This is a genomic window from Rhodococcus huquni, assembly GCF_055231055.1.
The window spans coordinates 702,257-728,267 of the sequence record NZ_JBUYWE010000001.1; the positions used below are offsets into that span (position 1 = coordinate 702,257).

At 64.1% G+C, this 26,011-nt stretch carries 40 protein-coding genes; all 40 read left to right on the plus strand.

Annotation, left to right across the window (positions count from 1 at the left end; translation table 11 throughout):
• The first annotated feature begins 1 nt into the window (after window position 1).
• The 40 genes from ACZI8R_RS03255 to ACZI8R_RS03450 all read left to right on the plus strand — a co-directional run bounded on the left by ACZI8R_RS03255 (window position 2) and on the right by ACZI8R_RS03450 (window position 26,010).
• Window positions 2–322, plus strand: coding sequence for a hypothetical protein (locus ACZI8R_RS03255; protein ID WP_463378101.1), 321 nt, complete (start codon window positions 2–4; stop codon window positions 320–322).
• Entirely contained in the window at window positions 319–519 is a 201-nt protein-coding gene (locus tag ACZI8R_RS03260; protein ID WP_463378102.1) for a hypothetical protein, read from the plus strand. Before ACZI8R_RS03255 ends, ACZI8R_RS03260 begins: the two co-directional genes overlap by 4 nt.
• Window positions 516–884 carry a hypothetical protein gene (locus ACZI8R_RS03265; protein ID WP_463378103.1) on the plus strand — a complete coding sequence of 123 codons (369 nt, stop codon included), beginning with the start codon at window positions 516–518 and terminating at the stop codon, window positions 882–884. The genes ACZI8R_RS03260 and ACZI8R_RS03265 overlap by 4 nt, the downstream gene beginning before the upstream one ends.
• Entirely contained in the window at window positions 881–1,048 is a 168-nt protein-coding gene (locus tag ACZI8R_RS03270; protein WP_463378104.1) for a hypothetical protein, read from the plus strand. Before ACZI8R_RS03265 ends, ACZI8R_RS03270 begins: the two co-directional genes overlap by 4 nt.
• A complete protein-coding gene (locus ACZI8R_RS03275; RefSeq protein WP_463378105.1) occupies window positions 1,045–1,191 on the plus strand; it encodes a hypothetical protein in 147 nt (48 codons plus the stop codon). Before ACZI8R_RS03270 ends, ACZI8R_RS03275 begins: the two co-directional genes overlap by 4 nt.
• Window positions 1,188–1,721, plus strand: coding sequence for a 3'-5' exonuclease (locus ACZI8R_RS03280; protein ID WP_463378106.1), 534 nt, complete (start codon window positions 1,188–1,190; stop codon window positions 1,719–1,721). The genes ACZI8R_RS03275 and ACZI8R_RS03280 overlap by 4 nt, the downstream gene beginning before the upstream one ends.
• Window positions 1,718–2,611, plus strand: coding sequence for a YqaJ viral recombinase family protein (locus tag ACZI8R_RS03285; protein ID WP_463378107.1), 894 nt, complete (start codon window positions 1,718–1,720; stop codon window positions 2,609–2,611). Before ACZI8R_RS03280 ends, ACZI8R_RS03285 begins: the two co-directional genes overlap by 4 nt.
• Complete coding sequence (locus ACZI8R_RS03290; RefSeq protein WP_463378108.1) at window positions 2,608–3,492, plus strand: hypothetical protein; 885 nt, start codon at window positions 2,608–2,610, stop codon at window positions 3,490–3,492. Before ACZI8R_RS03285 ends, ACZI8R_RS03290 begins: the two co-directional genes overlap by 4 nt.
• Complete coding sequence (locus ACZI8R_RS03295) at window positions 3,485–3,607, plus strand: hypothetical protein (RefSeq protein ID WP_463378109.1); 123 nt, start codon at window positions 3,485–3,487, stop codon at window positions 3,605–3,607. The genes ACZI8R_RS03290 and ACZI8R_RS03295 overlap by 8 nt, the downstream gene beginning before the upstream one ends.
• Window positions 3,604–4,122, plus strand: coding sequence for a hypothetical protein (locus tag ACZI8R_RS03300; RefSeq protein ID WP_463378110.1), 519 nt, complete (start codon window positions 3,604–3,606; stop codon window positions 4,120–4,122). The genes ACZI8R_RS03295 and ACZI8R_RS03300 overlap by 4 nt, the downstream gene beginning before the upstream one ends.
• Window positions 4,119–4,856, plus strand: coding sequence for a cutinase family protein (locus ACZI8R_RS03305; RefSeq protein WP_463378111.1), 738 nt, complete (start codon window positions 4,119–4,121; stop codon window positions 4,854–4,856). Before ACZI8R_RS03300 ends, ACZI8R_RS03305 begins: the two co-directional genes overlap by 4 nt.
• Window positions 4,853–5,248: a hypothetical protein gene (locus ACZI8R_RS03310; protein WP_463378112.1), complete on the plus strand. Its 396-nt coding sequence runs from the start codon at window positions 4,853–4,855 to the stop codon at window positions 5,246–5,248. Before ACZI8R_RS03305 ends, ACZI8R_RS03310 begins: the two co-directional genes overlap by 4 nt.
• A 145-nt stretch (window positions 5,249–5,393) precedes the next feature.
• On the plus strand, window positions 5,394–5,759 hold the full coding sequence (locus ACZI8R_RS03315) for a hypothetical protein (protein ID WP_463378113.1): 366 nt from the start codon (window positions 5,394–5,396) through the stop codon (window positions 5,757–5,759).
• Window positions 5,760–6,217: 458 nt separating this feature from the next.
• The gene (locus ACZI8R_RS03320) at window positions 6,218–6,385 is read left to right on the plus strand and encodes a hypothetical protein (RefSeq protein ID WP_463378114.1); all 168 of its coding nucleotides are present in this window, start codon (window positions 6,218–6,220) and stop codon (window positions 6,383–6,385) included.
• Entirely contained in the window at window positions 6,382–6,780 is a 399-nt protein-coding gene (locus tag ACZI8R_RS03325; protein WP_463378115.1) for a RusA family crossover junction endodeoxyribonuclease, read from the plus strand. The genes ACZI8R_RS03320 and ACZI8R_RS03325 overlap by 4 nt, the downstream gene beginning before the upstream one ends.
• On the plus strand, window positions 6,777–7,058 hold the full coding sequence (locus ACZI8R_RS03330) for a glutaredoxin family protein (RefSeq protein WP_463378116.1): 282 nt from the start codon (window positions 6,777–6,779) through the stop codon (window positions 7,056–7,058). The genes ACZI8R_RS03325 and ACZI8R_RS03330 overlap by 4 nt, the downstream gene beginning before the upstream one ends.
• Window positions 7,055–7,732 (plus strand): hypothetical protein, encoded by a 678-nt coding sequence (locus ACZI8R_RS03335; protein WP_463378117.1) that lies wholly within the window; start codon window positions 7,055–7,057, stop codon window positions 7,730–7,732. Before ACZI8R_RS03330 ends, ACZI8R_RS03335 begins: the two co-directional genes overlap by 4 nt.
• Window positions 7,729–7,980, plus strand: coding sequence for a hypothetical protein (locus ACZI8R_RS03340; protein ID WP_463378118.1), 252 nt, complete (start codon window positions 7,729–7,731; stop codon window positions 7,978–7,980). The genes ACZI8R_RS03335 and ACZI8R_RS03340 overlap by 4 nt, the downstream gene beginning before the upstream one ends.
• Window positions 7,977–8,120: a hypothetical protein gene (locus ACZI8R_RS03345; RefSeq protein WP_463378119.1), complete on the plus strand. Its 144-nt coding sequence runs from the start codon at window positions 7,977–7,979 to the stop codon at window positions 8,118–8,120. Before ACZI8R_RS03340 ends, ACZI8R_RS03345 begins: the two co-directional genes overlap by 4 nt.
• A 303-nt stretch (window positions 8,121–8,423) precedes the next feature.
• Complete coding sequence (locus ACZI8R_RS03350) at window positions 8,424–8,621, plus strand: hypothetical protein (RefSeq protein WP_463378120.1); 198 nt, start codon at window positions 8,424–8,426, stop codon at window positions 8,619–8,621.
• Between the two features lie 61 nt (window positions 8,622–8,682).
• A complete protein-coding gene (locus ACZI8R_RS03355) occupies window positions 8,683–8,829 on the plus strand; it encodes a hypothetical protein (RefSeq protein WP_463378121.1) in 147 nt (48 codons plus the stop codon).
• Window positions 8,826–9,110: an HNH endonuclease gene (locus ACZI8R_RS03360; protein ID WP_463378122.1), complete on the plus strand. Its 285-nt coding sequence runs from the start codon at window positions 8,826–8,828 to the stop codon at window positions 9,108–9,110. The genes ACZI8R_RS03355 and ACZI8R_RS03360 overlap by 4 nt, the downstream gene beginning before the upstream one ends.
• A 111-nt stretch (window positions 9,111–9,221) precedes the next feature.
• Complete coding sequence (locus ACZI8R_RS03365) at window positions 9,222–9,521, plus strand: hypothetical protein (protein WP_463378123.1); 300 nt, start codon at window positions 9,222–9,224, stop codon at window positions 9,519–9,521.
• Window positions 9,505–10,965 carry a terminase gene (locus ACZI8R_RS03370; RefSeq protein ID WP_463378124.1) on the plus strand — a complete coding sequence of 487 codons (1,461 nt, stop codon included), beginning with the start codon at window positions 9,505–9,507 and terminating at the stop codon, window positions 10,963–10,965. Before ACZI8R_RS03365 ends, ACZI8R_RS03370 begins: the two co-directional genes overlap by 17 nt.
• Window positions 10,965–12,383, plus strand: a complete 1,419-nt coding sequence (locus ACZI8R_RS03375; RefSeq protein ID WP_463378125.1) for a phage portal protein — start codon at window positions 10,965–10,967, stop codon at window positions 12,381–12,383. The genes ACZI8R_RS03370 and ACZI8R_RS03375 overlap by 1 nt, the downstream gene beginning before the upstream one ends.
• A 176-nt stretch (window positions 12,384–12,559) precedes the next feature.
• On the plus strand, window positions 12,560–13,213 hold the full coding sequence (locus ACZI8R_RS03380) for a VG15 protein (protein WP_463378126.1): 654 nt from the start codon (window positions 12,560–12,562) through the stop codon (window positions 13,211–13,213).
• 72 nt (window positions 13,214–13,285) lie between these two features.
• Window positions 13,286–13,795 (plus strand): hypothetical protein, encoded by a 510-nt coding sequence (locus ACZI8R_RS03385; protein ID WP_463378127.1) that lies wholly within the window; start codon window positions 13,286–13,288, stop codon window positions 13,793–13,795.
• Window positions 13,796–13,813: 18 nt separating this feature from the next.
• The gene (locus ACZI8R_RS03390; protein WP_463378128.1) at window positions 13,814–14,713 is read left to right on the plus strand and encodes a phage major capsid protein; all 900 of its coding nucleotides are present in this window, start codon (window positions 13,814–13,816) and stop codon (window positions 14,711–14,713) included.
• Complete coding sequence (locus tag ACZI8R_RS03395; RefSeq protein WP_463378129.1) at window positions 14,713–14,883, plus strand: DUF7302 family protein; 171 nt, start codon at window positions 14,713–14,715, stop codon at window positions 14,881–14,883. Before ACZI8R_RS03390 ends, ACZI8R_RS03395 begins: the two co-directional genes overlap by 1 nt.
• Before the next feature lie 7 nt (window positions 14,884–14,890).
• A complete protein-coding gene (locus ACZI8R_RS03400) occupies window positions 14,891–15,364 on the plus strand; it encodes a hypothetical protein (RefSeq protein WP_463378130.1) in 474 nt (157 codons plus the stop codon).
• Window positions 15,361–15,687: a hypothetical protein gene (locus ACZI8R_RS03405; protein ID WP_463378131.1), complete on the plus strand. Its 327-nt coding sequence runs from the start codon at window positions 15,361–15,363 to the stop codon at window positions 15,685–15,687. The genes ACZI8R_RS03400 and ACZI8R_RS03405 overlap by 4 nt, the downstream gene beginning before the upstream one ends.
• Window positions 15,684–15,893, plus strand: a complete 210-nt coding sequence (locus tag ACZI8R_RS03410) for a hypothetical protein (protein ID WP_463378132.1) — start codon at window positions 15,684–15,686, stop codon at window positions 15,891–15,893. The genes ACZI8R_RS03405 and ACZI8R_RS03410 overlap by 4 nt, the downstream gene beginning before the upstream one ends.
• Window positions 15,894–16,118: 225 nt before the next feature.
• The gene (locus ACZI8R_RS03415; protein ID WP_463378133.1) at window positions 16,119–16,526 is read left to right on the plus strand and encodes a hypothetical protein; all 408 of its coding nucleotides are present in this window, start codon (window positions 16,119–16,121) and stop codon (window positions 16,524–16,526) included.
• 65 nt (window positions 16,527–16,591) lie between these two features.
• Entirely contained in the window at window positions 16,592–17,191 is a 600-nt protein-coding gene (locus tag ACZI8R_RS03420) for a phage tail tube protein (protein ID WP_463378134.1), read from the plus strand.
• Between the two features lie 58 nt (window positions 17,192–17,249).
• Window positions 17,250–17,447, plus strand: a complete 198-nt coding sequence (locus ACZI8R_RS03425) for a hypothetical protein (protein WP_463378135.1) — start codon at window positions 17,250–17,252, stop codon at window positions 17,445–17,447.
• A gap of 123 nt (window positions 17,448–17,570) precedes the next feature.
• Window positions 17,571–17,987: a hypothetical protein gene (locus ACZI8R_RS03430; protein ID WP_463378136.1), complete on the plus strand. Its 417-nt coding sequence runs from the start codon at window positions 17,571–17,573 to the stop codon at window positions 17,985–17,987.
• Window positions 17,988–18,160: 173 nt separating this feature from the next.
• Window positions 18,161–18,457: a hypothetical protein gene (locus ACZI8R_RS03435; protein ID WP_463378137.1), complete on the plus strand. Its 297-nt coding sequence runs from the start codon at window positions 18,161–18,163 to the stop codon at window positions 18,455–18,457.
• Between the two features lie 16 nt (window positions 18,458–18,473).
• Window positions 18,474–23,405, plus strand: coding sequence for a tape measure protein (locus ACZI8R_RS03440; protein ID WP_463378138.1), 4,932 nt, complete (start codon window positions 18,474–18,476; stop codon window positions 23,403–23,405).
• The gene (locus tag ACZI8R_RS03445) at window positions 23,402–24,316 is read left to right on the plus strand and encodes a hypothetical protein (protein WP_463378139.1); all 915 of its coding nucleotides are present in this window, start codon (window positions 23,402–23,404) and stop codon (window positions 24,314–24,316) included. Before ACZI8R_RS03440 ends, ACZI8R_RS03445 begins: the two co-directional genes overlap by 4 nt.
• Entirely contained in the window at window positions 24,316–26,010 is a 1,695-nt protein-coding gene (locus ACZI8R_RS03450) for a Gp37-like protein (RefSeq protein WP_463378140.1), read from the plus strand. The genes ACZI8R_RS03445 and ACZI8R_RS03450 overlap by 1 nt, the downstream gene beginning before the upstream one ends.
• Window position 26,011 lies beyond the last annotated feature (1 nt).

Consider the following 26,011-nt stretch of genomic DNA (forward strand, 5'->3'; position numbering starts at 1 on the left):
CATGACTGCTGCACAGCGAACCTCGTTGCCGGAACTGTTCGAGCTGTTCACCCATGACGGGCTCGATGCGCACTACATGTCGACACCGTTGTTCGACTCGGCGCAGCCCGCCTTGTCGTCGCTGCTGCGGGATCTGGACATCAGCACCGTCGAGTTCACCCTGGCCGCCGACGACGCCCTCGCCTTGTTCGACGAGGACCGGGCCGCCGTCGAGGACAAGGTTGTGGCTGAGCAGTGGGCGGCGTGGAAAGCGTGGGCGCTCTGCCTCACCCTCGGCGCCGTCCTCGGATTCATCCTCTGGGCTGCGGCGGCGACCGCATGAACGAGACCCTGTTCCCTGATTGCGTTCTCCCCGGTTGCCGGAACGCAGTGTCCGATCACGGTGACGCCTGCACCGAATGCCTGCAGGCCTTCGGCGCCATGATCGCCCCCACCTCGGTGAAGTTGTCGGCCGCGCAGATCGCACACCGCGACCGCACCGTCGCCGCCGTGTACATGGGGCGCGAGGTGGCGGCATGACCTCGGACATCACCACTGATGCCACCCTCGGGCACATCCCAGAGACACCGGACCACGTTGCCGAGAAGGCGCGCCGCACGATCGCCGCGAATGCGACCGACACTGCCGACGCCCTGCAACTGATGCAGATGCTCGGGCTGATCGACACCACCCCGCAGCCCATCCCTGCGCCAGTTCCAGTCGTTCCGGCGACCGCGAAGGTCACCAACCCCGGACGCTGCCTCCACCCCGGCTGCAACGTCCCGATGCTCGGGAAGCACGAGAAACGCCCACCCGGGTTCGCCCGTTACGGCGGCCGCGGCATGTGCGAGAAGCACCACCGAGCAACTGTGCGCGCTGAGAAGAAGGCGGCGGTCGCGTCATGATTCCCGCCCCACCAACCGGGTTCGGGCCGTGGGAGCAGGTCCGCGAGATCACCCACATCCGCGCCATGTACGACGACCTGCCCACGTTGCGTCTCGACTTCACCAACGGCGACCGGCACGAAACGAAGTTCTTCATCGCAGCCAGAACAGGAGTTCGCATATGAGCGGCTGGGACGACCCCGGCGAGGTCGACGAATGGACCGGGCACCGCGACCCGGCATCGGCTTGGGACGAATACGACTGGGGCGCACATGCCGACCGCGACCACGACGCAGCCGTCGACCGACAGAACGGAGTAACCCGATGAACCGGCAACTGATAGCTGTCGACGTGGAGACGACCGGCCTCAACCCCGACCGGCATGTGATCCTCGAGGTAGCCGCCGTCAACGTGACCACCGGCGAGGAGCTTTCGTTCTTCCCATGGGTGTCGCAGGAGGTGTTCGGGAAGGCCGACCCGGGCGCACTGGCCGTCAACCGATACTTCGAGCGTCGCTGCTTCGAACAGAGAACTTTCCGACCAGACAACGAGAACCTCTACGTGGGTCTCGCCGAAATGCTGGACGGGAACACCCTGGCGGGATCGAACCCCAGCTTCGACGCGGCCTTCCTCGCCCGCGCGTACGACGAGCTGGACTACGCCGAACTCCTTCACCACCACCGGCTCGCCGACCTGTCCGCGTATGCGGCTGGCGCCCTCGGCGTGCCACCGAACGAGCTCGAGGGATTGGAGAAGGTATGCGCGCGCCTCGGCGTTCGTAACGAGGCCCCGCACACCGCGCTCGGTGATGCCCGCGCGACCGCCGAATGCTTCCGCAGGCTCGAGGTGCAGCCATGACAGCCCCACTCCTCACCCCTGGATCCTCGGAGTGGCTTCGGGTGATCACCGCATCGAAGATCCCCGCGATCCTCGGGGTGTCCCGGTTCCAGTCGCAGTACACGTTGTGGCATCAGATGGCCGGCAACCTCGAACGTCAGGAGATCACCGAGCAGAAGCAGGACCTGTTCGACTATGGGCACGCCGTCGAGGTCGCTGCAGCCGAGTACTGGTCGTTCAAGAACCCGGGTTGGCGGCTGTCGCCTGGCGAAGCCCAGTACTCGCGTGACGATCTGGGTTTCCCCAACGCGGCAACCATCGACCGGCGTGCCTCACGTGGTCGGGCCCGCCGTGTCGTCGAGGTCAAGTCCGCCCGCTCCCTCGAGGAGTGGGGTGACGACGGATCGGGTGAAGTCCCGGCCGACTATGCCGCTCAGGTGATCTGGCAACAGCTCATCACCGGCTGGCATGCACCGGCCGACCTGGTGTTGTGGCCGCAGTACGGGATGCCCCGCATCTACCACGTGCACTACAACCCGGGCATCGCCGACGCCATCCTCACCGCAGCACGCGCCTGGGTGGCATCACTCGACGCCGGAACACCACCCGCACTGGACGACACGATCTCCTGCTACGAGACCGTCCGGGACCTGCACCCCGACATCGACGGCACCGAGGTCCAACTCGACCCCGACCTAGCCGTCGACTACCTGCGGGCTGTGGCTGACGACCGCGAAACCAGCACCCGGCTGCGTGGCCTGAAATCCCAGGTGCTCGCGGTGATGGGTAACGCCCAGCACGCCAACTGTTTCGACCAGAAAGTCGCTTCCCGGCGACCAGGGCGCGGCGACTCCGTGTCCCTGTACGCCTCCAAAACCGATCCCAACATCATTGAGGAGCTCTCCGCATGAGCAACGAACTCGCACACATCGCCAACACCGCCCCAACCATCCCCGGGTCGGATGCCTCCGACGAGGCGTTGAACAAGCTGATGCGCCAGGCGCAGGCCATGGAAGCCGCGCACAAGCTCGGGACCGCCCTCGCGGCAACCGACATGGTCCCCGAGATCTACAAAGGCAAGGCCGACAACGCAACCGCCGCGATCCTGTTTGGCGCCGAGTTGGGCATGTCCGCGATCCAGTCGCTGCAGAACGTGTTCCTCGTCAAGGGCAAGCCCGCTGTGTACTCGCGCACGATGGCAGCTCAGGTCAATGCGGCCGGCCACCAGTTGGCCGAGATCGATGCAACCCCTGAGTCGGTGACGTGGAAGGGGCGTCGCGCCGACACCGGGCAGGAGTTCCTGTCGACCTGGACCATCGAACGTGCCACCCAAGCAGGGTTTACCTCCAACGCGAAGTACAAGTCGCAGCCCATCGAGATGTTGCGCGCCAAGTGCATCGCCGAGGTATGCCGATCAATGGCCCCCGAGGTCCTGCTCGGTATGGCGCACTCGGTAGAGGACCTGGACCTCGAGAAGCCGATCCGCGCCACCTCGGAGCGGATCGATGGCCCGAAGCGCGGCACCGCAGGCCTGGCGGAGAAGTTGGGAGTCGAATCGGCCCGACCAGCCGACGCACCCAACGAGGAGAAGTCGGATCTCGCGTCGGCCGCCGATCTGAAACGCCTGCACACCGTAATGACGAAGCACGGAATCACCGACCGCGCAGAAGGCCTCGCATTCCTGTCGTCCCGCGTCGGCGAATATCTCGAGTCCTCGAAGCAGCTCACCCCGCAGCAGGTCTCCGACACCATCACCTTCCTCGAGACCGGTGAGGAGCCAGCTGGTGAGTAGCACCGAACTCGCCTCACTCGCAATCGCCGTCGCAATCGCGGCGGCGGGGGTGGCTGTAGGCGTCGCAATCGCAATCAGCTGGGCTGCCGACGAACTCGAAACGAGGATCCGATGACCGACTTCACCCCCGAGCAGTTGCGAACAGCCGCAGACGTGGCGGATTCCGTCTACCTGCCGATAGCGGCCAGCGAGTGGCGCGCCGAGGCTGACCGTATTGAGGCGGAGCAGTCGGAAACCGCCTACCTAGACGAACTCATGGAGGCGTACTACACCGACGACGCCAACGGGTGGAGCGACAAGCACGGTATGCGTGCTGTGTTGGCGAAGCTCGAAGCAGACGGGCGACTGCGGGCGAAGCCGCTGGTTCACAATCACGGCCCGGAGGGAGGTGACGGGCTTGATTGCCCCGAGCATCGTGACGGTGCCGGGAACCTTCGTGGCCGGTGCATGGGTGGCCGCGTGCCAAGGGTGTGGCAGGAAGGCGACCCCGAACCCGAGGGCGTCACCGAAGTTCTAGACAGGAACGGCGCATCGTGGGTGAAGGGGCGGCGCGGCTGGCGATGCGGCGGCAATTCCCTTGCGTTTGTTTGGACGTACCTGCCGTTCGAGTTGACCGAGGTGATCCGATGATCACCGTCCTCGTCGTCGGTGGGACCGGCGAATCATTCCCTGGCGACACCCGCACCGAAGTATCCGGGCTGATGAAGGTCGTCACCGACCAGCTCGACCCTGCACGGTTCGTCGCGAAATGGGTCGGCTACCCCGCGACCTACGGCAACGGCTCGTCATACGCCGCCTCGCGTGAGGCCGGGATCGACGCGCTGCTGGACGCAACCTGGCGGGACCCGAACCCTGTCATCTGGGTCGGCTACTCGCAGGGCGCCGCGATCGTTGGTGACGCCGCGAACAGGCTCGTCCACTACCCGTACCTCGACGTGCGCGGTGTCGGCCTGGTCGCCGACCCTGCACGGCACCGCAACCAGGTGTTCGGCCCGGACCCCGGCGGATACGGGGTCGTCGGCGAACGCTGGATCGACCATGGCGGACTCGTCGGTCAAGTGTGGTCCGTCGCCGCACTCGGCGACCCGATCTGCGCACTCCCACCAGGAAACCCACTCCGCAGCATCGCCGACCTCACCGAGTTCATGGAGGCCCGCGACCCCCTCGGATGGGGCCGGAAAGTCCTCGAACGCGCGCAAGCTCGGCAATGGCAGCGCTGGTGGGACGTGAAGAACATCCGCTCCTGGGGCGGCGCTATCGCCTACGCCCGCGGCTACCTAATCGATAGCCGCCACGTCCTCGCCTACATCTGGGACGGCCACCTCAACCGGCTCGCCTCCGCAATCAATGAGGTGCGCCAATGACCCTCACCGACGAGCACAGGCGCATCATCCGCGAACTCTCGGACTGGCAAATCCTCGCCCTCGCGTCTGACCCGAAGTACTGGGGCCGGCACATCAAGGAAAGCCACAGCGGCGGCTCCCTTTCTGATCCCGAGTGGAGGGCGGCGGGCTACTTCCGACAGACGTACTCGTGGGGCATCGGTGTCGGCTCAACCGACGTATACGGCACCCGAAAGCGCTCAGAAGTGCCCCACACCATCACCTGGGGGCAGATCACCGCCTGGGCCGACAGCCTGCCCGCCGAACTTCGGGACCAGGCGGGCGAGGAATGGAACAACCACGCCGACCACACGGAACTGATCGGCCAGCTCCTGAACATCCCCGAACCTGCTGTCCAGGAGGCGCTGTGGTGACCCGTTGCCCGGTCTGCTGGCGACCAGTGTGGGCGTCCGAGCGAGGCCGTGTGGAACGCCACGCGGACACCGCCAAGACGCCCTGCCCCATGGGTGCGAACTACCTGCCCGACGAGATCGTTCGCGAGCTCCAGGGGGTGGCTTGATGGCCGGATTGCCCTGGATTCGACTCGACACCGACACATTTTCGAACCCAAAAGTCCTGGAACTGATGGACGAAAAGAAGTTTCAAGCCATCGTTCTCCATCTCGCCGCCATGTCGTATTCGGGCAAACACGGGACGGGTGGCCACATACCGAAGGTCGCACTGCGCATCCTTCCGGGCCGAATGCAGGACGTGACCGAGCTCGTGAAAGCCGAACTGTGGCACATCGACGCAGCCGGGTGGCGCATTCACGGATGGGACGAATACCAGCTTGACGACGAGGAACGCCAGAAACGGCGTCAACGAGCACGGAAAGGCGGGTGCATCAAAAACCATGGTCCGAACTGCCAATGCTGGAAGGAATGAGCAGTGCTTAAGCACTGCTTGCCTGGCACTGCTTCCAAGCACGTGCTTAAGCACTGCTTCCGTGGTGTGCACGGGACGGGACGGGACTAACGAGAGAGTCCCTAACTGCGAAAGATCTTCATCTCACCTAAGCAACGCGCACAGGGGGGCAGGAAGATTCGCCTCGAATGGGGTCAGGATCGGCGCGCTTCGCGACGCCGAGAGGGGCCAGCGATGAACCCATACGACTTCGCCGGCACCGTCACATGCCCCAACTGCCACGCAAACATCGGCGAACGCTGCACCACCGCCGACGGATACGAACGGCAACTCCCCTGCCTCGCCCGCACAAAACTCGTCCAGTGGCCAGACATCCCAGACCCGCCACCGCCGAACCCGCGCGCAGACCGAGCCCGCCGCTACGCAAACGAACACCCCGCACCCCGAGACATCACCGAACCCACCCGAGGAACCGACCAATGAGCGACGACATCAAACCCGGCGACTACGTCACCAACCGCCACCACCGACGACCACTACGAGTCGTACGGATCGACCACCGATACGGGACCGCCGAATGCATCGAAGACGGCACACGCCGATACGCCATCGGCCTGTCCAAGCTCACCAAGGTGGCCCGACCATGAACGCCAACTGGTCCCGCATCGAACTCCCCTGGAACCGACCACCCCTGTCGATGAACCAACGCCTCCACTGGCGGCAGAAAGCCGAGATCACCGCGAAAGTCCGGTGGACCACCCGATACGCCGCGAAACACCACCGCATCCCCACCGGGCAACACCACGCCACCGTGCAGCTCCACTACCGGCCCGGCGACAACCGGCGCCGCGACGCCGACAACCTCGTCCCCGTCCTCAAAGCCTGCTGCGACGGACTCGTCGACCACGGCCTCGTCGCCGACGACACCCCCAACCTGATGCGCAAAGAAATGCCCATCATCCACCCCACAGAAGGCCGACGAGCCGCAGCCATGTGGCTCGAAATCGAATGGCACACCACCACCCAGGAGCAGACCGCATGAACGTCACCGTCTACACCTCACCCGGATGCATGCCCTGCCGCGCCACCAAACGAGACCTCGACAAGTACCGGATCCCGTACACAATCGTCGATGTCACCGAAGACCCCGACGCGGCCGCCGACCTGAGAACACTCGGATACCAGCAGACGCCCGTCGTGATCGCCACACTTTCGGCCGGCACCCAGCACTGGGGTGGTCACTCCCCCGACAAGATCACCCACCTCAAGCGGGAACTCGACGCCATCGCGTTCCTGTCCGAGGAAGGGGGCCCAGCATGAACGAGGACGACCAGTTCTTCCTCTCACGCTTCGAGCAGAAGAAGCTTCTGGAGACGCTGCGCCAAATCCCCTCCCTCGCCGAAGACCTCGCCGCCGCCATCACCGCAGGCCCCTACCCCACCAAGGTCAGCTACGAACCGAAGGTCACCGTCGGCGAACGCGAACGACCACTCCCGTTCAACGTCGACGCCCAGGAAGCCGCCGACAACCTCCGCAACGAACTGATCTTCTGGGTACGCCTCGTCTGCGACACCCGCGGTATCGCCCACAACGGCAGCACCACCACCGCAGGCCTCGCCCGATGGCTGGACCGAAACATCATCACCCTCGCCCTCACCGAAGCCTCACAGGACGCACCCCGGTACATCGCCGGATACGTGCGTGCCGCCACCCGCGCCGCGAAGATCAAGACCGGACCCCACTACGACGGCACCGTCGACCAAGCCCGCAACGCCGAACTCAACGCCCGCGCCATCGAACGCATGCGCTGCGAACTCGGCGACGAATACGCCGGCCTCACCGAACGCCGCATCAAAACCCTGCGCAAGAACACCGACCTTCGGCCGATCCGCGTCGTCGCCACACCCATCGGGGACCTCGCCGTGTACCTGCTCGGCGACGTCATGGACGCACACCTCGCCTACCCCACCCGAGCAAGGAGAGCCACCGCATGACTGACCGAGTGTTCGACCCCAACGAGGCTCGCGACGATTGGCTCGACGACGCGTTCGACGGCGGGATCGCCCCGGCCCGAGCGTTCGGCAGAGTCGCCGCGTTCGTCTCGTGGTTCGGTGACGGCTACGTGTTCGGCAGCGAGGACGATATCGACGACGTCGAGTCACCGCCGCTGCACTCGCGTGATCTCGGCGCCCTACTCGCGCACATCGAGGATCTGCAGAAGCGAATCGAGGCCGCCCGATGACGGCCGAGGAACGTCAAGCCGTGTCCGACTACTGCTGGTCGGTGAGCGACGGCAGGGCGAACGTGTACATCCATCTGATGTTCTCCATGCTCGGGGAGAACGCAATCCCCGCCGACCTCCGGGAAGGACTACCCGAATGACACGCCGAACACCCTGACCTGCAACTCAATCCTTAAGTCGGTGCCATCAGGTAAGCTTCGCTTCAGACGGTCGTGACCCCCACAACGGGGGTCACGACCTTTGTCGTCCAGGGGCGCGACTGGATACGCACCGCACGCAGCTCGCCAGCGCGAGGCCGGTACCAACGCGCACAAGCCCCCACTCCGTAAAAGTCACCGCCTGCCCCGAATCAGCAGGACCACGGAATCCAAGCCGCACCACCGTTTCAGGATCTCGTCATCAGGTGCAGCTGCGGAGTGGACCACACCACAGGAGGCGCAGCTGTGCCCGACATCATCAGCTTCGCCACCGAAGTCACAGCCGGAGTCATGCGCCGCATCGCCGACGCCATCGACCACCACCAACCCGAACCACTCACGCTGCCCGACATCGTGGTCCGCATCGAATGCCCACACCACCACCAACCCGAGCAGGCCACCGCCAAGTACCCACGGTTCTACCGAGGAGTCCGCAAGCCATGACCATGCTGCGCTGGATACTCGCCGGACTCATCGAGATGTACATCCCCAAGCGGAGGCTGAGATGATGTCGATGGAGGACCAGGTCGTGGACACGCTCGCCAACCTGCGGCACGCACGCGAGCACGACAACCGCAACGCCACCATCATCCTCGAGTCGAGACTCAACCGGCTCCTCGAACGACTACCCCACAACGACCGAACCCCATGACCCGCAACACCACAACCCGGGACAAACACCGCGCCCAGATCAAGCGCAGCCACCCACCCTGCGGCATATGCGGCACCCCCATCGACTACGACCTACCCCACCTCGACCCCGGTGCCTACGTCGTCGACCACATCGTCCCCCTCAACAAAGGGGGGCCAGACACCCTCGCCAACAAACAGGCCGCACATCGAGCCTGCAACCGAGCCAAGTCCGACCGGCTACCCGACGCCCCCCGCGCCACCGCCCGGACGTTCGTCACCGCCCGGACCTGGTGGCGTTGACCCCAGGGGGAGGTCCCCCACCCCCGCCCTCGGGCCGCCCCTCAGGGCATAGGCAAATCTCTCTCTAGTCGTTTTTCCATCCCCTACCCCACCACCGCAGGAGGTGATCGCATGGTTGCCAGGAAGGCGTTGCGCGCGGTCGCCCCGGACGAAAAGCCGAAGCCCAAACCGAAGGGTGTCGCGGAGGCCGCGAAAGGCGGATCGCATCGGGAGCTGCTGGTGGCGATGCGGGATCGGATCGCGACTGCGGTGAATGACCCCGATTGCCCGCCGCGCGATCTGGCCGCGTTGACGCGCCGATTGCAGGACATCGCGAAGGAGATCGTGACGTTGGATGCGCGGGAGTCGGACGAGCATAAGGATGGGGTGACGGAGGTTGGCGACGACACCTTCGATGCCTCGGCTATCTGAGGTTGCTCGACATCTGATCATTCCCGACGGGATCACAACGTCGGTGTTTCCTCGGGTGTATGGGCGTCTGCAGAAGTGCGGTGTCTCTTTCGATCCGTGGCAGCAGGGTTTTGGGTCGGTTGCTCTCGGTTGCCGCACTGATGGCAAGTACGCGGCGACGATCGGTGGGGTTGTTGGTTCGATCCCCCGGCAGGTCGGAAAGACGTACACGTTCGGCAATTTGCTGATCGGGCTGTGCCTGGAGTTCCCCGGCCTGCGGTCGGTGTGGACCTCGCATCATGGGCGCACGACGACGAACACGTTCCGGTCGATGCAGTCGATGGTTCGCCGCAAGAAGGTGTGGCCGCACGTGAAGGCGATCCGTACCGCGAACGGCGAGCAGGAGATCGAGTTCCTGAATGGGTCGATCATCATGTTCGGCGCGCGGGAACAGGGTTTCGGTCGAGGTATGGACGCGATCGACATTCTCGTCTTCGACGAGGCGCAGAAGCTCGGCATCAAAGCTCTCGAGGACATGGTGCCGGCGACGAACCAGGCGAGGCATCAGTTCGGGGGTCTGCCGATCTTCATCGGCACACCGCCTCGCCCGTCGGATGATGGTGAAGCGTTCACGACGAAGCGTCAGCGTGCGATCGACGGTTTGACGAAGGATCAGGTGTACGTCGAGATTTCGGCGGATCCGAACGCGGACCCTGATGATCAGTCGCAGTTCGGGTCGTTCAATCCGTCGTATCCGCATCGGACTCCGTTGGAGTCGATGCTGCGAATGCGGGAGAACATCCCGGACTTGGAGTCGTGGCGTCGTGAAGCGATGGGCATCTGGCCGGTCGGTGGCGGTTCGGCGGTTGTTCCTGCGGCGCATTGGGTGCGGCTGGCTGACTTTGGGCCGCCTGACGATGCGCGACCGAACGCGTTGGCTGTCGACATGTCGCATGATCGGGAGATTTCGGTGAACGCCTGTTGGATTGGCGATGACCCGGATCTTCTCGACGATGACGCGCATGTCGAAGAGGTGTGGGCTGGCGTCGATGCGGCGGCTGCCGTCGACTGGATCGCTGGCCGAGTCCTTCGGCGCACTCCGGTGGCAATCGACTCCGCGTCGCCTGCAGCTGCTCTGGTCCCTGCATTACGACGACGGAAGGTCAACGTGATTCAGACTTCTGCGTTCGATATGTCGAAGGCGTGCGGGCTGGTCGTGGACAGGGTTGCCGCTGGTTCGGTGACGCACGGTGATCAGGAGTCGGTGAACGCGGCGCTCGAAGGCGCCCGGAAACGCCCGATCCGCGATGCGGGTGGTTGGGGTTGGGATCGTCGTGACGGGTCGGTGAATATCGCGCCGATCGTGAGTTGGACTCTTGCGCTGTTCATGGGGACGGCGGCAACGAAACGGAAGACACGTACGGGCCGATCCGGCCGAGGACGCAGAGAGGCGGTGGTGATGTGATGGACAAGGTCCGCCTCCCCGGTATCGATGATGACGACATTGCGATCCTGAATCATCTGATCGAGATGTTGGACAAGCGTCAGCCCCGGAACGTTTTGCGTGCCTGCTACTACGACGGGCGCCGAGCTGCGCGCGCAGCGTCGTCGGTGATGCCTCCCGTGTATCAGAATCTGATGATGACGCTGGGGTGGTCGGCGAAGGCTGTCGATATCCTTGCGCGCCGATGCAACCTCGACACTTTCACGTGGCCTGACGGGGATCTCGACAGCCTCGGTTTCCGCGAAGTGTGGGAGGACAACAGTTTCGGTTCGGAGTCGGATTCGGGTGTTGTCGCATCGCTGATCCACGGCCCGGCCTTCGCGATCAACACGAAGGGTGGGGACGGAGAGCCGCGCTCGCTGATTCATGTTCGTGACGCCTTGCACGCGACCGGCGATTGGAACTTCCGCACGCGCCGATTGGACAATCTCCTGTCGGTGCATCGACGCGACCATGACACGGGCAACGTGGTGGACCTTTCGCTGTACTTGAATGGGCGCACTATCACCGCTGTCCGCGACTCTTCCGGGTGGACGGTGGATCAGTCCGACCATCCGTGGGGTGTGCCGGCGGAGTTGCTGCCGTACAAGCCGCGGCACGCGCGACCGTTCGGGATGTCCCGGATCTCGCGTCCGGTGATGTCGATGCACGACGCCGCACTACGCACGGTCCTCCGTATGGAGGGTCACGCAGATGTGTACTCGTTCCCCGAGTTCTGGATGCTGGGTGCGGACGATTCGATCTTCAAGAACGCAGACGGCACCCCGAAGGCGAACTGGCAGGTGATGCTGGGACGTATCAAGGGCATTCCGGATGATGACGAGGCGGAGAATCCGCGCGCTGATGTCAAGCAGTTCGCGTCGTCGTCACCTACGCCGCATATCGACATGCTCAAGCAGCAGGCGCAGTTGTTCTCGGGTGAGACTTCGATCCCGTTGTCATCGCTGGGCGTCTCAGACATGTCGAACCCAACGTCGGCGGACTCGTATATCGCTTCGCGTGAAGACCTGATCTCGGAGGCTGAGGGCGCTACGGACGATTGGTCCCTCGGGTACCGCCGGGCGATGATTCGTGGTCTCGCGATCGCGAATGGTCTTGATTCGATACCTGACGAGTGGCGCAGCATTGACACGAAGTGGCGTTCGCCTGTGCATCTCTCGCGCGCGTCGCAGGCTGATGCCGGGATGAAGCAGGTTTCGGCTGCGCCGTGGTTGGCGGAAACCGAGGTCGGACTCGAACTTCTGGGGCTCACGGATCAGCAGATCCGTCAGGCAATGTCGGACAAGCGCCGCCTGGCCGGCACGGGAGTGCTGCAAGCCCTCACCGATGCGGCCGCACGGCGGAACTCGGAGAGTGCAGCGGAGCCCTCGGGGGGGTAATTGATGCCTCCCAGCTCAAAGCGCAGGCCGATGCGTTCGGTGCGTTCGTGCGGTCTGGTGTCGATCCGACCGATGCGGCTTCCCGTGTCGGGCTTCCAGGTCTGAAGTTCACCGGCGCCACGCCGGTTTCGCTTCGTCTTCCTGAGAGTCAGGCGCAAGACCTCGAGGAGAAATAGATGGCGTCGCCACACGAAACGTTCCGCCGTGCGGTCCGGGATCTGATGATCCTCGCGAACGCCGACATTCGTGAGCTGTGGCGACTGGTCGAGAACGCGGGGCCGGACGCCCTTTACGACCTGCTGCCTGACGTGGTGGACACCTACGGTGCGGCAGCGCAATCACTTGCCGCCGACTACTACGAATCGGCCAGGGAGATGGAGGGTGTCGCTGCACGGTTCACCCCTGTGGTCGAACCGGCGGGTGACACCGGTACGCGGCAGCTGGTCGGTTGGGCAACGGCCACGGCCACTAGCTCGGAGACGTTCCAGAGTCTGATCCTCGGCGGGATGCAACGGCGAATCGTCAACCAGTCTCGCGATGTGGTGACGCGTAGCTCGATTGCTGACCCACATGCTCGAGGGTGGATGCGAGTCGGCAAGGGCGAGTGCGACTTCTGCGCGATGCTCATCAGTCGCGGCGCGGTCTATTCCGAGAAGTCGGTCGACTTCAAGTCGCACGACGACTGCTACTGCGGCGCGGCCCCCGCTTTCAACCAGAACCAGGTCCGCGAGATCACGAAAGAGTTCGTCCCGTCTGCGCGGAAGCGATCCGAAGAAACGAAGGACGCCGACCGCGCGCGGGTCAAGGACTGGATCGACGCGAACCTCTAGAGACTTCCCCGACAAACCGGGGGTACGCCGACGCCCAGCGGTCAATGGGCGGTCCGAAGTGAGGAACACCGCATGAGTGAGAACACGTCGAATCAGGACGGCAACCAGGATTCCAGCGGCACCACGTCCGACGCTGGCGACGCATTCAAGCCGATCAACTCGCAAGACGACCTGAACCGCATCATCGCGGACAGGGTCAACCGCGAGCGCTCCAAGTTCGCGGACTACAAGGATCTGAAAGCCAAGGCGACGCGGCTCGACGAGATTGAAGAGGCGAACAAGACCGAGCTGCAGAAACTCTCGGACACGAAATCTGCCGCGGAGCAAGAGCGCGACCAGGCCAAGGCCGAAGCACTGCGGCTACGCATCGCCGCCAAGCACGGCATCGCTGACGACGATGCAGACCTGTTCCTCACAGGTACGGACGAAGAGACGCTGACCAAGCAGGCGCAGCGGCTCACCGCCCGTGAAGCCGACCGCAAGAAGCAAGGCAACTACTCGCCCCGCGAGGGCACCCCCATCGAGTCGCCGAACACTGACATGCAGTCCTTTGCGCGTCAGCTGTTCAAACGCGACGCATAGACGAAGGAGACAGCCAGCATGGCTACTTTCGACACCTCGGGACTTTCCATCCCGAATCAGATCCTCGACCCGTGGCTGGGGAAGGTGCAGAACGGTTCATCCGTAGCTGCCCTGTCCGGCGCGACCCCGATGAAGTTCGGGAACGGCGAGTGGATGACGTTCGACATCGGCGAAGCCGAGTACGTCGGCGAGGGCGCCAACAAGGGCGCATCGACGATCGTCCCGACCACGAAGACGGTCAAGCCGTACAAGTTCCACAAGACCGTCCGCTGGACGGAAGAGGTCAAGTGGGCGAACGAGGACCACCAGCTCGGTGTCGTCGAGCAGGTGCTGAACCTGATCCAGCCGGCGCTCTCGCGTGCCCTGGACTTCGGTGTGTACCACGGCATCAACCCGACCACCGGTGACTCGGTGACCGCCATGAGCGAGTCGCTGTCGGACACCACGAACTCGGTTGAGATCGCGGCACAGAAGCCGTACGCACTCCTCGACGCGGCGGACACTCTGGTCCTCGCGGACGGCTACGTCCCCCGCGACGTGGCGATCGACCCGTCCTTCGCCGCATCGTTCTCGACGCTGCGTGGGACGAACAGCGAGCAGAAGCTGTACCCCAACTTCACCCTGTCGACCGACGTATCGGAACTGGATGGCCACCGTGCCTCGGTGTCGAACACAGTCGGCGCCGTCAATGTCGCCTCCACCGACACGAACGTCAAGTCGTTCGTCGGTGACTTCTCCGGCATCCGCTGGGGCATCCAGCGCCAGATCGGTCTCGAGCTGATCGAGTACGGCGACCCGGACGGCGGCGGCGACCTCAAGCGCAACAACCAGGTCGCATTCCGCGCCGAGGTTGTCTACGGCTGGGGCATCGCGGACCTGAGCGCATTCGCCAAGATCGTGGATGCGGTGACGCCGTAATGCCGCGGCTCCGCAACGACGCAACCGGGGTGGTGGTGTCCGTGTCCGAGGGCACCGCTGTCCGGTTGGGTGCCGGATGGAAGCAGGCGGACGAGTCGACGCCCTCACCGTCGGCACGTAGGCGGTCGACCCGCAAGGTGACCGACTCGGAGTCGACCGAACAGGAGTAGGTGAACCATGGGCGCATTCGTCTCTGTCTCTGACTTGCAGGTGTTCGAGCCTGACATCGACACCGTCAAAGCGGAAGCGATGATCGCGGACTCCGAAGCAATGGCAGCGCTCGTGGCGCCCTGCATCACCGCCTCCGACTTCCCCTACGGCGATGCTGTGAAGGCAATCCTTCGAGGCGCGATCTTGCGGTGGAACGACACCGGCAGTGGAGCGGTGACCCAGATGTCTGCAGGACCGTTTCAGCAGACGATCGATACCACCAACCCACGCAAGTCGCTGTTCTGGCCGTCCGAGAAAACGCAACTCGAGGATATCTGCAAGATGGTGACCGGCATCGGCAGCTCTGGTGCCTTCTCCATCGACACAGCGCCAACTTCGGGGCCTGCTCACAGGGACGTATGTGCGCTGACATTCGGTGCGACGTACTGCTCCTGCGGTGCGGATCTGACCTTGGGACTTCCACTCTGGGAGGGCCCGTGATCAGCGCCCGTCTTCGCCGTCGCGAACGCAGCGGCGGTCGGAACCTGAGGGGCAACGAGGTCGTCACCCTGAGTGCACCCGAAACAGTGGGCGTGTTGGCGTACTACATCGCCGAAGGTGAAGTCCAGGTCGACGGTCACGCCTCACGGGTCAGATTCGACGCCACGGTCTACCCACCAACCATGTTGGGGGTGCAGGCGTACGACCAGTTCGAACTCGGTTCCAACGGTTGGTTCGTGGTCGTCTCGGTCACCGACTACGACAACAATCCGTGGTGGTCGCCGGGTCTAGCGGATGTGAAGTTGCGGAGGGTGTCGGGATGAAAGTTCTGGTTCGCCATGTGGGCGGGAACATCGTGTACGACACCGCTTCGTTTCGCACCGAGGACAAGACCGGTGTGCTGCTCCTGTTCGAGGATCGCACGCAGAAACGCGTGATCGCCGCGTACAACGCCGCGGCATGGGTTTCGGTCGAGTTCTGCGAGGAGGTGGACGACGATGGCGAGAGCGCAGATCCAGTGGCGCCCTGACGCATTGTTCGAGGTTCGCACTTCGCCTGGCACTTTCGCGTGGATCGAGCAGACGGCACAGAGGATGGCGTCGGCTGCTGGCGAAGGTTTCGAGTGGTCCTCTCGTGTGGGCCGCAAGAATCCGCAAGGTCGCGGTCGGGCGATCGTTTACCCGGCTACGCATGCTGCCAGGAGGAAGAACGCGAACGACAACATCCTGGTCCGGGTGATGGGTTCGGTCCGGTCATGAGTGCGCCGCTGTTCGTCCCGAGACCAGCGCAGGCCGTGGCTGCAGCGTTGATCGATGAGGGTTTGCGTGCAGCCGGTCTACTCGATGTGTGGGTTGCGACCAAGGTCCCCGAGCCGAGGCGCCCCCTGATGGTGCGAACAACACGCATCGCTGGAGGTGGCATGGCCGCTGCCGGCGCCTCCGATTCGGCGAACATGCTCGTCGAGTGTTGGGCCGAGAGTGAGGATGACGCCGAGGATCTCGCGAACACTGTTCGTGCGGTCCTCAACTCATCCCAAAGCCGAACTGTTCTCGGCGCGTTCGTCCGCAAATGGAAAGAGACGGGCGGCCCCTACTCGTGGCCCGACGAGTCCGGTCAGGAGCGCTGGCAGCTCACTGGCGAATTGCTACTCAAGGTCGGCTGACGGCCGTCCTGGATGAAAGACCCTTTCGCGCCCGGTGCAACGATGCCTGAAAGGGGCACTCGATCATGGTCAATGTCAACAACAGCTTCGTGGCAGCACCTCCCATCGATGGCGGCGTTCTCCACTCGGCGCCGCTCGGAACAGCTTTGCCGGCCGATGCGAAGACCGAGCTCGATCCGATCTTCCTCGGAAACGATCACGGTGCGGTCGGCGAGAACGGCATCGCGATCAACAAGACGCGATCGACCACCAAGATCCGCATGTTCGGCGGCAAGGTGTTCCGCACCGTGCAGACCGAGTACGACCACTCGATCGTCATCACGCTCCTCGAGGACGACAACGAGATCGTCTTGCAGACCGTCAACGGCGCAGACAACGTGGTCGTCGGAACTCCGGACGAGGACGGTCTCGCAAAGACCATCTACCACGTGTCGAACCCGCTCCCCATCCAGTCGTGGGTGGTCGAGTGCATCGACGGCGAGAAGCTCAAGCGGTACGTCATCGAAAAGGGACAGGTGACGGAGGTCGCCGAGATCGTCGACGTGCACACCGATGTCACCAAGTACCAGGTGACCATCGAAACGTACGAGTCTGCTGCAGGCGAGAAGGGCGAGAACGTCGTCGAGTACCGCCTCGATCAGTCGCAGGCGGTCACGACCCCTTAGTCGCCGTGCCGGGTCCGGATCTCTACCCCGGCGCGGCGCTCTACCCAGGAGGTAGCTGATGGCTTTCACACCGAAGACATGGGCAAACGGTTCCGGTGGTGGCACGCCCATCACCGCAACCGAGCTCAACCGCATCGAGGCCGGGATCGAAGAGGCCCACGATGCGGTGGACACGCTCCCCACCTCCCCGACACAGTCGGCGTTCGATGCCCTCGAGGCTCGTGTCGCTGCGCTCGAGTCGGCTGGCGGAGTCTGACCGAACCCACCCGGCAGGGGTGAACATTCACCCCCTTTGCACCGGGCCCACCCCTGCCGGGTGGGCCTCGCGGCCCGGTGCCCCACTCCCCTGTTACATCCAATTCTGAAAGGGCCTGGTGCAATGGCTTTCCGAATCACGTCCGCCGCCGAAGCGGACACCGTCGACATCGTCGTCCCCCTCGCGGGCGGCAAGGAACTCGAACTCAATCTGCCGCAGCTCGGCTACATGCCGAAGAAGGTTGCCGAGCAGATCGACGAATGGTCGACGAACCGCATCCTCGAAGTGCAGAAGATCCGCGACGAGCGCAATAAGAAGCGCCAGCCGATCATCGAATCCGACCCCGCGGTGTCGTACCCGACACCGTTGGACGTGATGGACCGCATGCTCGAGCATGTCGATGCTGACGCCGCCGTCGTGGTGGCCAGCCTGTCCTACCGTGAGCGGCAGCAGATCTGGGACTACTGGAACGAGCAGTCCAAGCCTGCCGATGCGGAAAAATCTTCGGCCTCCTCCGACTCCTCCGACGAGAAGGCGTAGAGGGGGCGATCCGCTCCGACCTACTCGACATCGGTAGGTCACTGGACGAGGCCGGTCGGACCCTATCGTGGTCCGACCTGGTCTCGTTCCTCGAACACCTGCCGACCACGTCGGCGTTCAAACGGACCTTGGACCCGTGGGCGCAGTACATAACTCCTCCGGCGACGGTTGAGATGTCGATGCTCGTGGCCGACAAGATCGACCAGTTGCAGTGGACGATCGGCAATTCCGGTGTGCCCGAGGACCAGCGAACCCCGTTCCCCACGTCTATGCGGGATCGGATGCGTGCCGCCAAGTCGAAGGCCGAGCAAGTCAAGGCGGATGCGCCAAAGAAGGTTGTCGATATTCGCGGTGAGCTCGCTCGCCGCAGGGCCGGCATCCGGCAGGAAGGCAAGCCGAAGCCGCCGAACCCGGCAGCTGTTGCCACCCGAGAACGGCTACAAGCGGCCAGGGCTGCTGTGCAGCAATAACCACAGGAGGTAGTCAGTGACTGAGTTGGGCGTTGGTTACCTCTCGATCGTGGCGGACACATCGAAGCTGCCCGGTCAGGTGCAGAAGGCTCTCGACGGTTCGCAAGGGTCTGCGGACAAGTCCGGGCAGTCGATGGGTTCGAAGATCGCTGGCGGGCTTGGGAAGACCCTCAAGGTCGGTGCTGTCGGCGCGGGTGCGGCCGCTGCAGGTGTGCTGGCCACGTCGATCACCAAGGGTCTCGGTCGACTGAACGCGATCGAGCAGGCCGAGGCGAAGCTGTCCGGTCTGGGAAACTCGACGCAGTCGGTCGGCAAGATCATGGACAACGCCCTAGCGTCGGTGAAGGGCACCTCGTACGGGCTCGGTGACGCGGCGACAGTGGCCGCATCGGCGGTGGCTGCCGGTGTGAAGCCAGGTAAGGATCTCGAGCGCACCCTCAAGTTGACCGGTGACGCTGCAGCCATCGCTGGTGTCGGCATGGGCGAGATGGGTGCGATCTTCAACAAGGTCGCCGCCAGCAACAAGATCCAGGGCGATGTCATCAACCAGCTCAACGATGCTGGTATCCCGATCATTCAGCTCCTCGGCCAGGAGCTCGGCAAGACTGCCGAAGAGACGGTCAAGCTGGCGTCGGACGGAAAGATCAACTTCGAGACCTTCCAGAACGCCATGGAGAAGGGCCTCGGCGGAGCCGCGCTGAAAACCGGCGATACCGCCAAGGGCGCGTTCGACAACATGAACGCGGCGTTGGGCCGGTTCGGCGCCACCCTGACCGGCCCGATCTTCGGGCAGGCACCGTCCGTGTTCCGCGGCATCACCGACGCGGTCGATGACCTCGAGGCACGCCTCAAGCCGGTGATGGAGCAGTTCGGTTCCGAGCTGACCAGCAACTACATTCCGGCGTTGAAGGAGTTCGGCGCCCAGGCCGTCGAGTCGTTCCAGCAGTTCCGGCAGTCGGATCTGGTGACTTCGTCGATGTCCCGCCTCGGTGACATCTTCACGACATTGGCCGGCACCGCGCGCGACATCGCCCCGGCAATCGGTGGCATCATCTCGTCGCTGTCGCAGGCGTCTGCGGCGTTGGGTGTGTCGACTTGGCAGATCTTCCTGTCCACCCTCGAAGCGTCGGCGACCATCCTCGACGCCACCCTTGTGCCTGCTCTGACGACGACCGCGAACCTGATGCAGTCGCATCAGGGCGCGGTGACCGCTGCGGCGGGTGCATGGCTGGCGTTCAAGACAGTGCCCGGGATGTTCGAAAAGGTTCAGTCGGTTCTCAACCCGATGGTGAGCACCACCACGAAGGCAGTCGGTGGGCTGAAGGACATCGCAACCTCGACCGGGAACGTCGTCCAGGTGGCCGGTTACGGTTCCACCACTCTGGGTCGATTCGGTTCCGCCGTGCAGACTATGGGATCGCATTCGCCTGCCATCGCGCAGATGCAGAGATCGTTCTTCGATGCCGCAATCGGTGCGGAACGGTTCGGGCGAACAGCAGGGACGGCAGCTGCGGCGAGCAAGGGTCTGACCATCGGTGCCGGGAACGTGATGTCGGCTCTCGGCGGTCCGTGGATGGTCGCGCTGGCGGCCGCTACTGCGGGCGTGATGACTTGGGTCAATCTGAGTCAGCGTGCAGGAAAGCAGCAGGACATCCTGTCGACGTCTGCGACGGATGCGGCCACGTCGTACCGGGAGTTGGCGGAAGCGCTCAGTACCACGGGCGGGGCGGTCGACGACTCGGTCGTTGCTGCCGCCACCAAACAGGTGCAGTCTTACCGGGATTCGATGGCGTCGCTCGCGGCCACAGGGCCGAGCACGTTCGACAAGCTGTCCCTCGGCGTGTCGGCATTCGGGTCTGTCCTCCAGGGCAACTTCGGCGGCGCAACGGCCGCCGTCAAGGGCATGTCTGATTCCACAGCCGAGTCCGCGCAGGCGGTAAAGGCCGAGTTCGACACCCTCGGAATGACCTCGGAGGAGCTCGGCGGCAAGATCACCGGCACCGAGATGGCGTTCCAGGACTTCGTCCGATCGTTGCGCGATCAAGGGTTGAACGCTCTCGCGGATAACCTGGTCAAGCAGCGGAACGAGTTCAATGCTCTGCAGGATTCGATGCAGCGGATCGGTGGCGCGAGCCTGCAGGTCACCGATGGGCTGAAAGAGATTTCCGCAGCAGCGGGTGATTCCGACAAGAAGCTCAACGGCCTCAAGATGGCGTTGCAAGGGCTCGGGATTTTGGAGACCGACGCCCAGTCCGCAATGTTCGATGCGGCCGACGCGGTGCGCGACATCACCGAAGCGGCAGTGCAGGGTGTGGACCCGGTCAACGGGTTCGGTGAATCGTTGCTCGGCCTAGACGGGAAGCTCGATCCGAACAAGGTCAACGCCGGCGCCCTGCGCGATTCGTTGTCGTCGCTGGGTGACCAGTTCCTGTCGCTGCGCACGTCCGGTGTGGACACCGCGGCAGCGATGGGGACACTGAACCCGGCGCTGCAGGCGCTCGCGGATCAGTACGGGTTGCCGATCGAGAAGATCAACGAGCTCGCGGCAGCGTTCGGTCTCGTGCCAGATCAGGTGTCGACGATCCTGAGTGTCGAGGGCGGCGACGCGGCGTGGGCCGCAGTGTCCAACGTGAAGTTGGCGATGGACCAGATCCCGGACGATCAGCCGAAGTCCGTCACGATGAAGGTCGAGGACGAAGGGGCGCGCACTGCCCTGACCAATCTCGGGTTCCAGGTTGAGGTCATCAACGCCACCACTGGCGAGGTGAAGGTCACCGCGAACAACTCTCTCGCCATGGTGGCGATGGACCTTGTCCAGCAACGTGTGGCGGGGTTGGACATCTCGATCGCGAACCCGAAGATCGGTGCGGATACGACGTTCTTCCGCATTGAGGATCAGAATGTTCGCAACTCGCTGACCGGTATCGATCTGACCTCGGTGTCACCCGAGATCGGTGCGGTGATCGACTCGTTCATCAACGGCCGCGATGTCACGTTGGCGGAGCTGTCGAAGCTGGACTTGTCGACGGCCGAGCCTGATGTGCGTCTGCTGATCGAGCAGGCGTTGGCGCAAGCGAAGGTCGCGAACGATGCGATCGATCAGGCTGCCCGGAACCGCACCGCGAATATCGCGGTGCAGTGGTCAGGTGACCTCGAGGCTGGGCGTCGTGCGGCGATGAACGGTGCCGCTGGACCTGTCTCGGGCCTCGCTACGGGTGGGCGTCTTCCTGCATACGCAACTGGTGGGCGGATGCCTGCGCGGGCGCAGACCGACGACATCTTTGCTGTCGGCCCGAGCAATGCTCCGATCGCGATGGTCGACGGTGAAGAGTGGATCATCAACTCGCGCTCGTCGGAGAAGTACGACCGCGAGCTCGCCATGATGAACGCGGGTACCTTCCCGAAGCTTCCGGGCTTCATGGACGGCGGGCGCCTGCTCGACTTCGTGAACGGTCGCGAGGGTGGCGCACCACCACTGACCGGTTCGCCGTATGTGTGGGGAGGTGTGCGCTGGGGTGACTGCTCCGGCGCCATGTCGGCCATCGCCCGGTACGCGGTCGGCATGGACCCGTTCGGCGGCAGATTCGCTACAGGGAACATGGCTGGTGCGCTCGCGCAGATGGGATTCAGCGCGGGACGCGGCGGCCCCGGCGATCTGCGATTCGGGTGGTTCAACGGTGGACCGTACGGCGGTCACACCGCTGGCACGTTGCCGGACGGGACGAACGTCGAGATGGGCGGCTCCTACGGGGGCGGCATGGTCGGCGGTCGTGACGGCAGCGACGCTGGCCAGTTCACCGACCACGCGTTCCTGAACATCGCTCCCCCGTTCAACTGGTCCGATCCTGGTGGGTACCCGGCCGGCGGCAAGGGCAGGCTGAACAAGGACGGCACCCCGATGTCGGGGCAGGCGTACAACACGGACTCGATGCGAGCTCGTGGCGGCGTCGGTGGCACGAGCTCAGGCGTTGTGTCCGGCAGCTCGGCGTCATCGTCGGGCGCTGCACGGCAGCCGGCGTCATGGTCCGAGCTCGCAGGAAACGCGGCACAGTCCGCGGTGTCCGGTCAGGTCTCGGACTTCCTCGGCGTGTTCGGTATCCCGGACGGGCTACCGCCCGCGGTGAAGGCGTACCAGATGTACCAGTCCGAGATGGACGCGTACAACAAGGAACTCGCCGAGTCCAATGCCCAGTTGGTGGAGCCATCCGCCGATGAGAGGGCGTTGGGTGCGCAGGTCACCGAGCAACCGGCCCAGCCCCCGGCTGAACCGCCTACTCCCCCGCCCGCTGTGGTCATGGCGGACACCCCTGTGGTGTACGACCCGGCCAAGGGTGCGCAGCAGTGGGAACCGGTGATCAACGAAGCCCTGACCCGTGTCGGGTTGTCGCTGGCGAACCTCGGTCGCACGACGGAACAGGTCGACATCGAGTCGTCCGGCGATCCCGGTGCGGTCGGACCCGATTCGTCCGACGGGAACCCGCGCGGGCTGCTGCAGGTGAAGCCCGGAACGTATCAGGCGTACCGGGACCCGGCATTGGTCGACAACGTGCTCGACCCGTTGTCGAACGTGGTTGCTGCGTTGCGGTACACGGTCGACAAGTACCAGGGGCCGGAGAACATCTGGCCCACTGCTGCCGGCTATTACAACGGCGGATCCATTGTCGGCCCTTCGGGGATCGACAAGGTTCCGCTGTGGGGTACAGCGGGCGAGTTCATGGTCAACGCTGCCTCGGCTGCGGCAGGCGCGAATCCGGCGATCCTGCAGGCGATCAATTCGGGCGCCCAGTTCGAGTTCGGGTCGATGAAGAAGTCGGCCCCGAAGGAATCTCGAGGTCCGAAGGTGCAGATCAACCAGCACCTAACGGTTTCGAATGACCGGTCATTGCTTCGGAAGCAGCGGGAGCAGAACAAGATGCTGATCGCCCAATACGGAGGTGCGAAACCGTGACACTGAACATCTCCATCCTCGGCGCTGGCGGCGGCCCGGAACTTCTGGTTTCGGGCCGCGGCGCCGGCGCGGAAGGCATCGCTCTGGGTGAGGGTCAGGTCGAGGGCATCTACCACGCGCCGACGGACACGGAGTGGAAGCGTGCCCGCCAGCAGCGCGGTGGTTCGTTCTCCGGTCTCGAGAACCCAGAACGCGACATGCAGTTGGGCTTCCTCGTCGACGGCGACCGGGCCGACGGATGGTCATCGGCGGACGATCTCCTGTACTCGTGCTTCACCTACCACCTGGACAAGTGGTGGCCGGGTGACACGTTGGCACGGTTAGCGGTCGAGTCCGAGTGGGGATACCGCACCCTGTCGATACAAATGTACGAGGAACCGGAGTTCGCCCCCGACACCGACCCCGACGAGCAGCAGTTCGGGAACATCTTCTACAAGCTGCGTGCGGCGCAACCGTTCTGGGAATCGGAAACCGAAGTCACCTCGTGGGAGACATCGGGAAGCTCGGGGTCGGGGACGATCCGAGTGTCGAATCCAGGCCCCGTGGAGATGTTCCAGAAGATCGTGCTGACGCCGGGAACGTGGACAGTGCCCGATGTTTCGTGGACGGGTGCACCACGTCATCGGGCGCCGGGTGGCCGATACCCGACTCGGTCGATCCCGTTGAAACCGGTCACGTCGGTGCACCAGGGTTTGGTCATCGACCTGGATCCGATGCACGTGATGATGCAGTCGAAGACCGGCACGAACGTCATGGGCGAAGTCGGCGGGGGCTACTACTTCATGCACACCATCCCGCCACACACTCCCCCAACCGAGTTACCGATCTCGGTCACCGGTGCGCCAGCGGGGGGTGCGCGGGCAGAGCTACACCAACCACGGTTGTGGTCGCACTTCATCGGAGGTTACTGATGGCAACTGCCCTCGAGCAGGCATGCAAGGACACCCTCGACTCGGTACGTACCCGCGAACTCGCCCTGCAGATGAAGCGCCTGGATGCCCCGATCATCCGATTGTGGTCCGGGAAGAAGTCAGACCAGCTGCAGTTCGTTGTCCGCTGCGAGAACGAGTACGACTGGGAAGACATCGAGAACGACACCGGTGCCGGCGTCATCAAGATCGACGCCGACCACGAAGAGGGCCAGTGGCTCTGGGACATCCGGGGCCGCAAGGAGCGCGGCGAGACGATCGATGTTCTGGTCACCGTCGACTACGTGGGGCGCCGGTGGTCCGGGTTCCTCGACAACGTGGACATGGAGACCAACGACCTCGGTCAGTCGATTGTCACCGCGAACTTCCTGTCCGACTACGAACAGTTCAAATGGCGGGACCTATGGGCGACGCCGGTCACTCCGGCGAACTTCCAGCCGTTCAAGACGTTCATGCTCGGCGGTCCCACGCACTGGGCGCTCGGTACGGCGTTGAAGTTGAACCTTGCGCGCGCTCATGGTCGCCCGTCCGGGATGGGGTTCTTGGACCCGCTCGCGAACGGCACAGCCGACTACCGCAACTGGCCCATCGTTCTCGCGCCACTGAGCTATTCGCAGGCCGCCAGTCAAGGCGTGACCACTGGGTTGGTGCTGTCGCGGTTCAAGACGTGGCACGAGTGCGCGGAGCCGATGCTCGATGACGCCGACCTGACGGTCAGGTGGCGTAGGTACATGCCCGGCGACTCCTTGCCGTGGGCGGGCGCACAGATCCGTTACGGCACGTTGGTGGTGTGGTTCGAGAACAACTCGGCAGGGTTGGCCGACAACACCCTCGGCGGGTTCTTCGACGGCATCGGGCAGTTGGTCCGCATCTTCGTCTCGGCGTTGGTCGAAGGCATCGGCGGTGGGTCGCTTCCCATCGAAACGTCGGAGCAGTCGATCATCGGCCTACCCGATGTACCCGAATATCAGGTCCCCGGATTCTTGGGCACGATGCCAGTGAAGCCGTACGTGTTCTACGACGCCCGCTCACCTGGCGTCGTGTCACAGACGGCGAACCTGAAACTCGCTCGCGGTCACCGACTCACGGGCGGTGGGCACTCGATGCCTGGCGTGAACGAGCTCATATCCGCTGCGGTGCAGGCAATCGGTGATGCTGTGGCGGCAATCCCATGGGCACCGATCCCGCCCCTCGGTGGTGTCGCAGATGCCCTGTTGAAGCCGTTCTACGAAGACACGATCCTTGCGTTCATGACCGTGTACCTGGTGCACCGCTCCACGTATCTGTCGGATATGTCGATGTACGAGATGTTCGTCGAAGGCGCGGACAACGCCTACACGCTGTCGGCGACGCTGGTACTCCGTGAGGCGATGCGTGCCACCGAGACGAAGTACCACGCGGAGATGGAGATCCTCGACGGCGCACCGTGGCTCGTTGGCGCTATGGGGCATGGTCACTTCGACCTGAGTGGCCGGGTATTGGTGCAGACCCGTGGCGACAAGTCGGGCCGGGTCGAGTCGCAGCGAGTGAAGGCACTGAACCTTAAGGGCGCTGTCGGTGAAGCGCCGGGGTTCGTGATCCGCCTCGGATCTAAGGATGACGTCGATCCGTTCGCTCGGATGATGCAGCGAATCAAGAAGCTCGTGAGCGGCGTGAAAGCACTGGGCCTGATCTAGA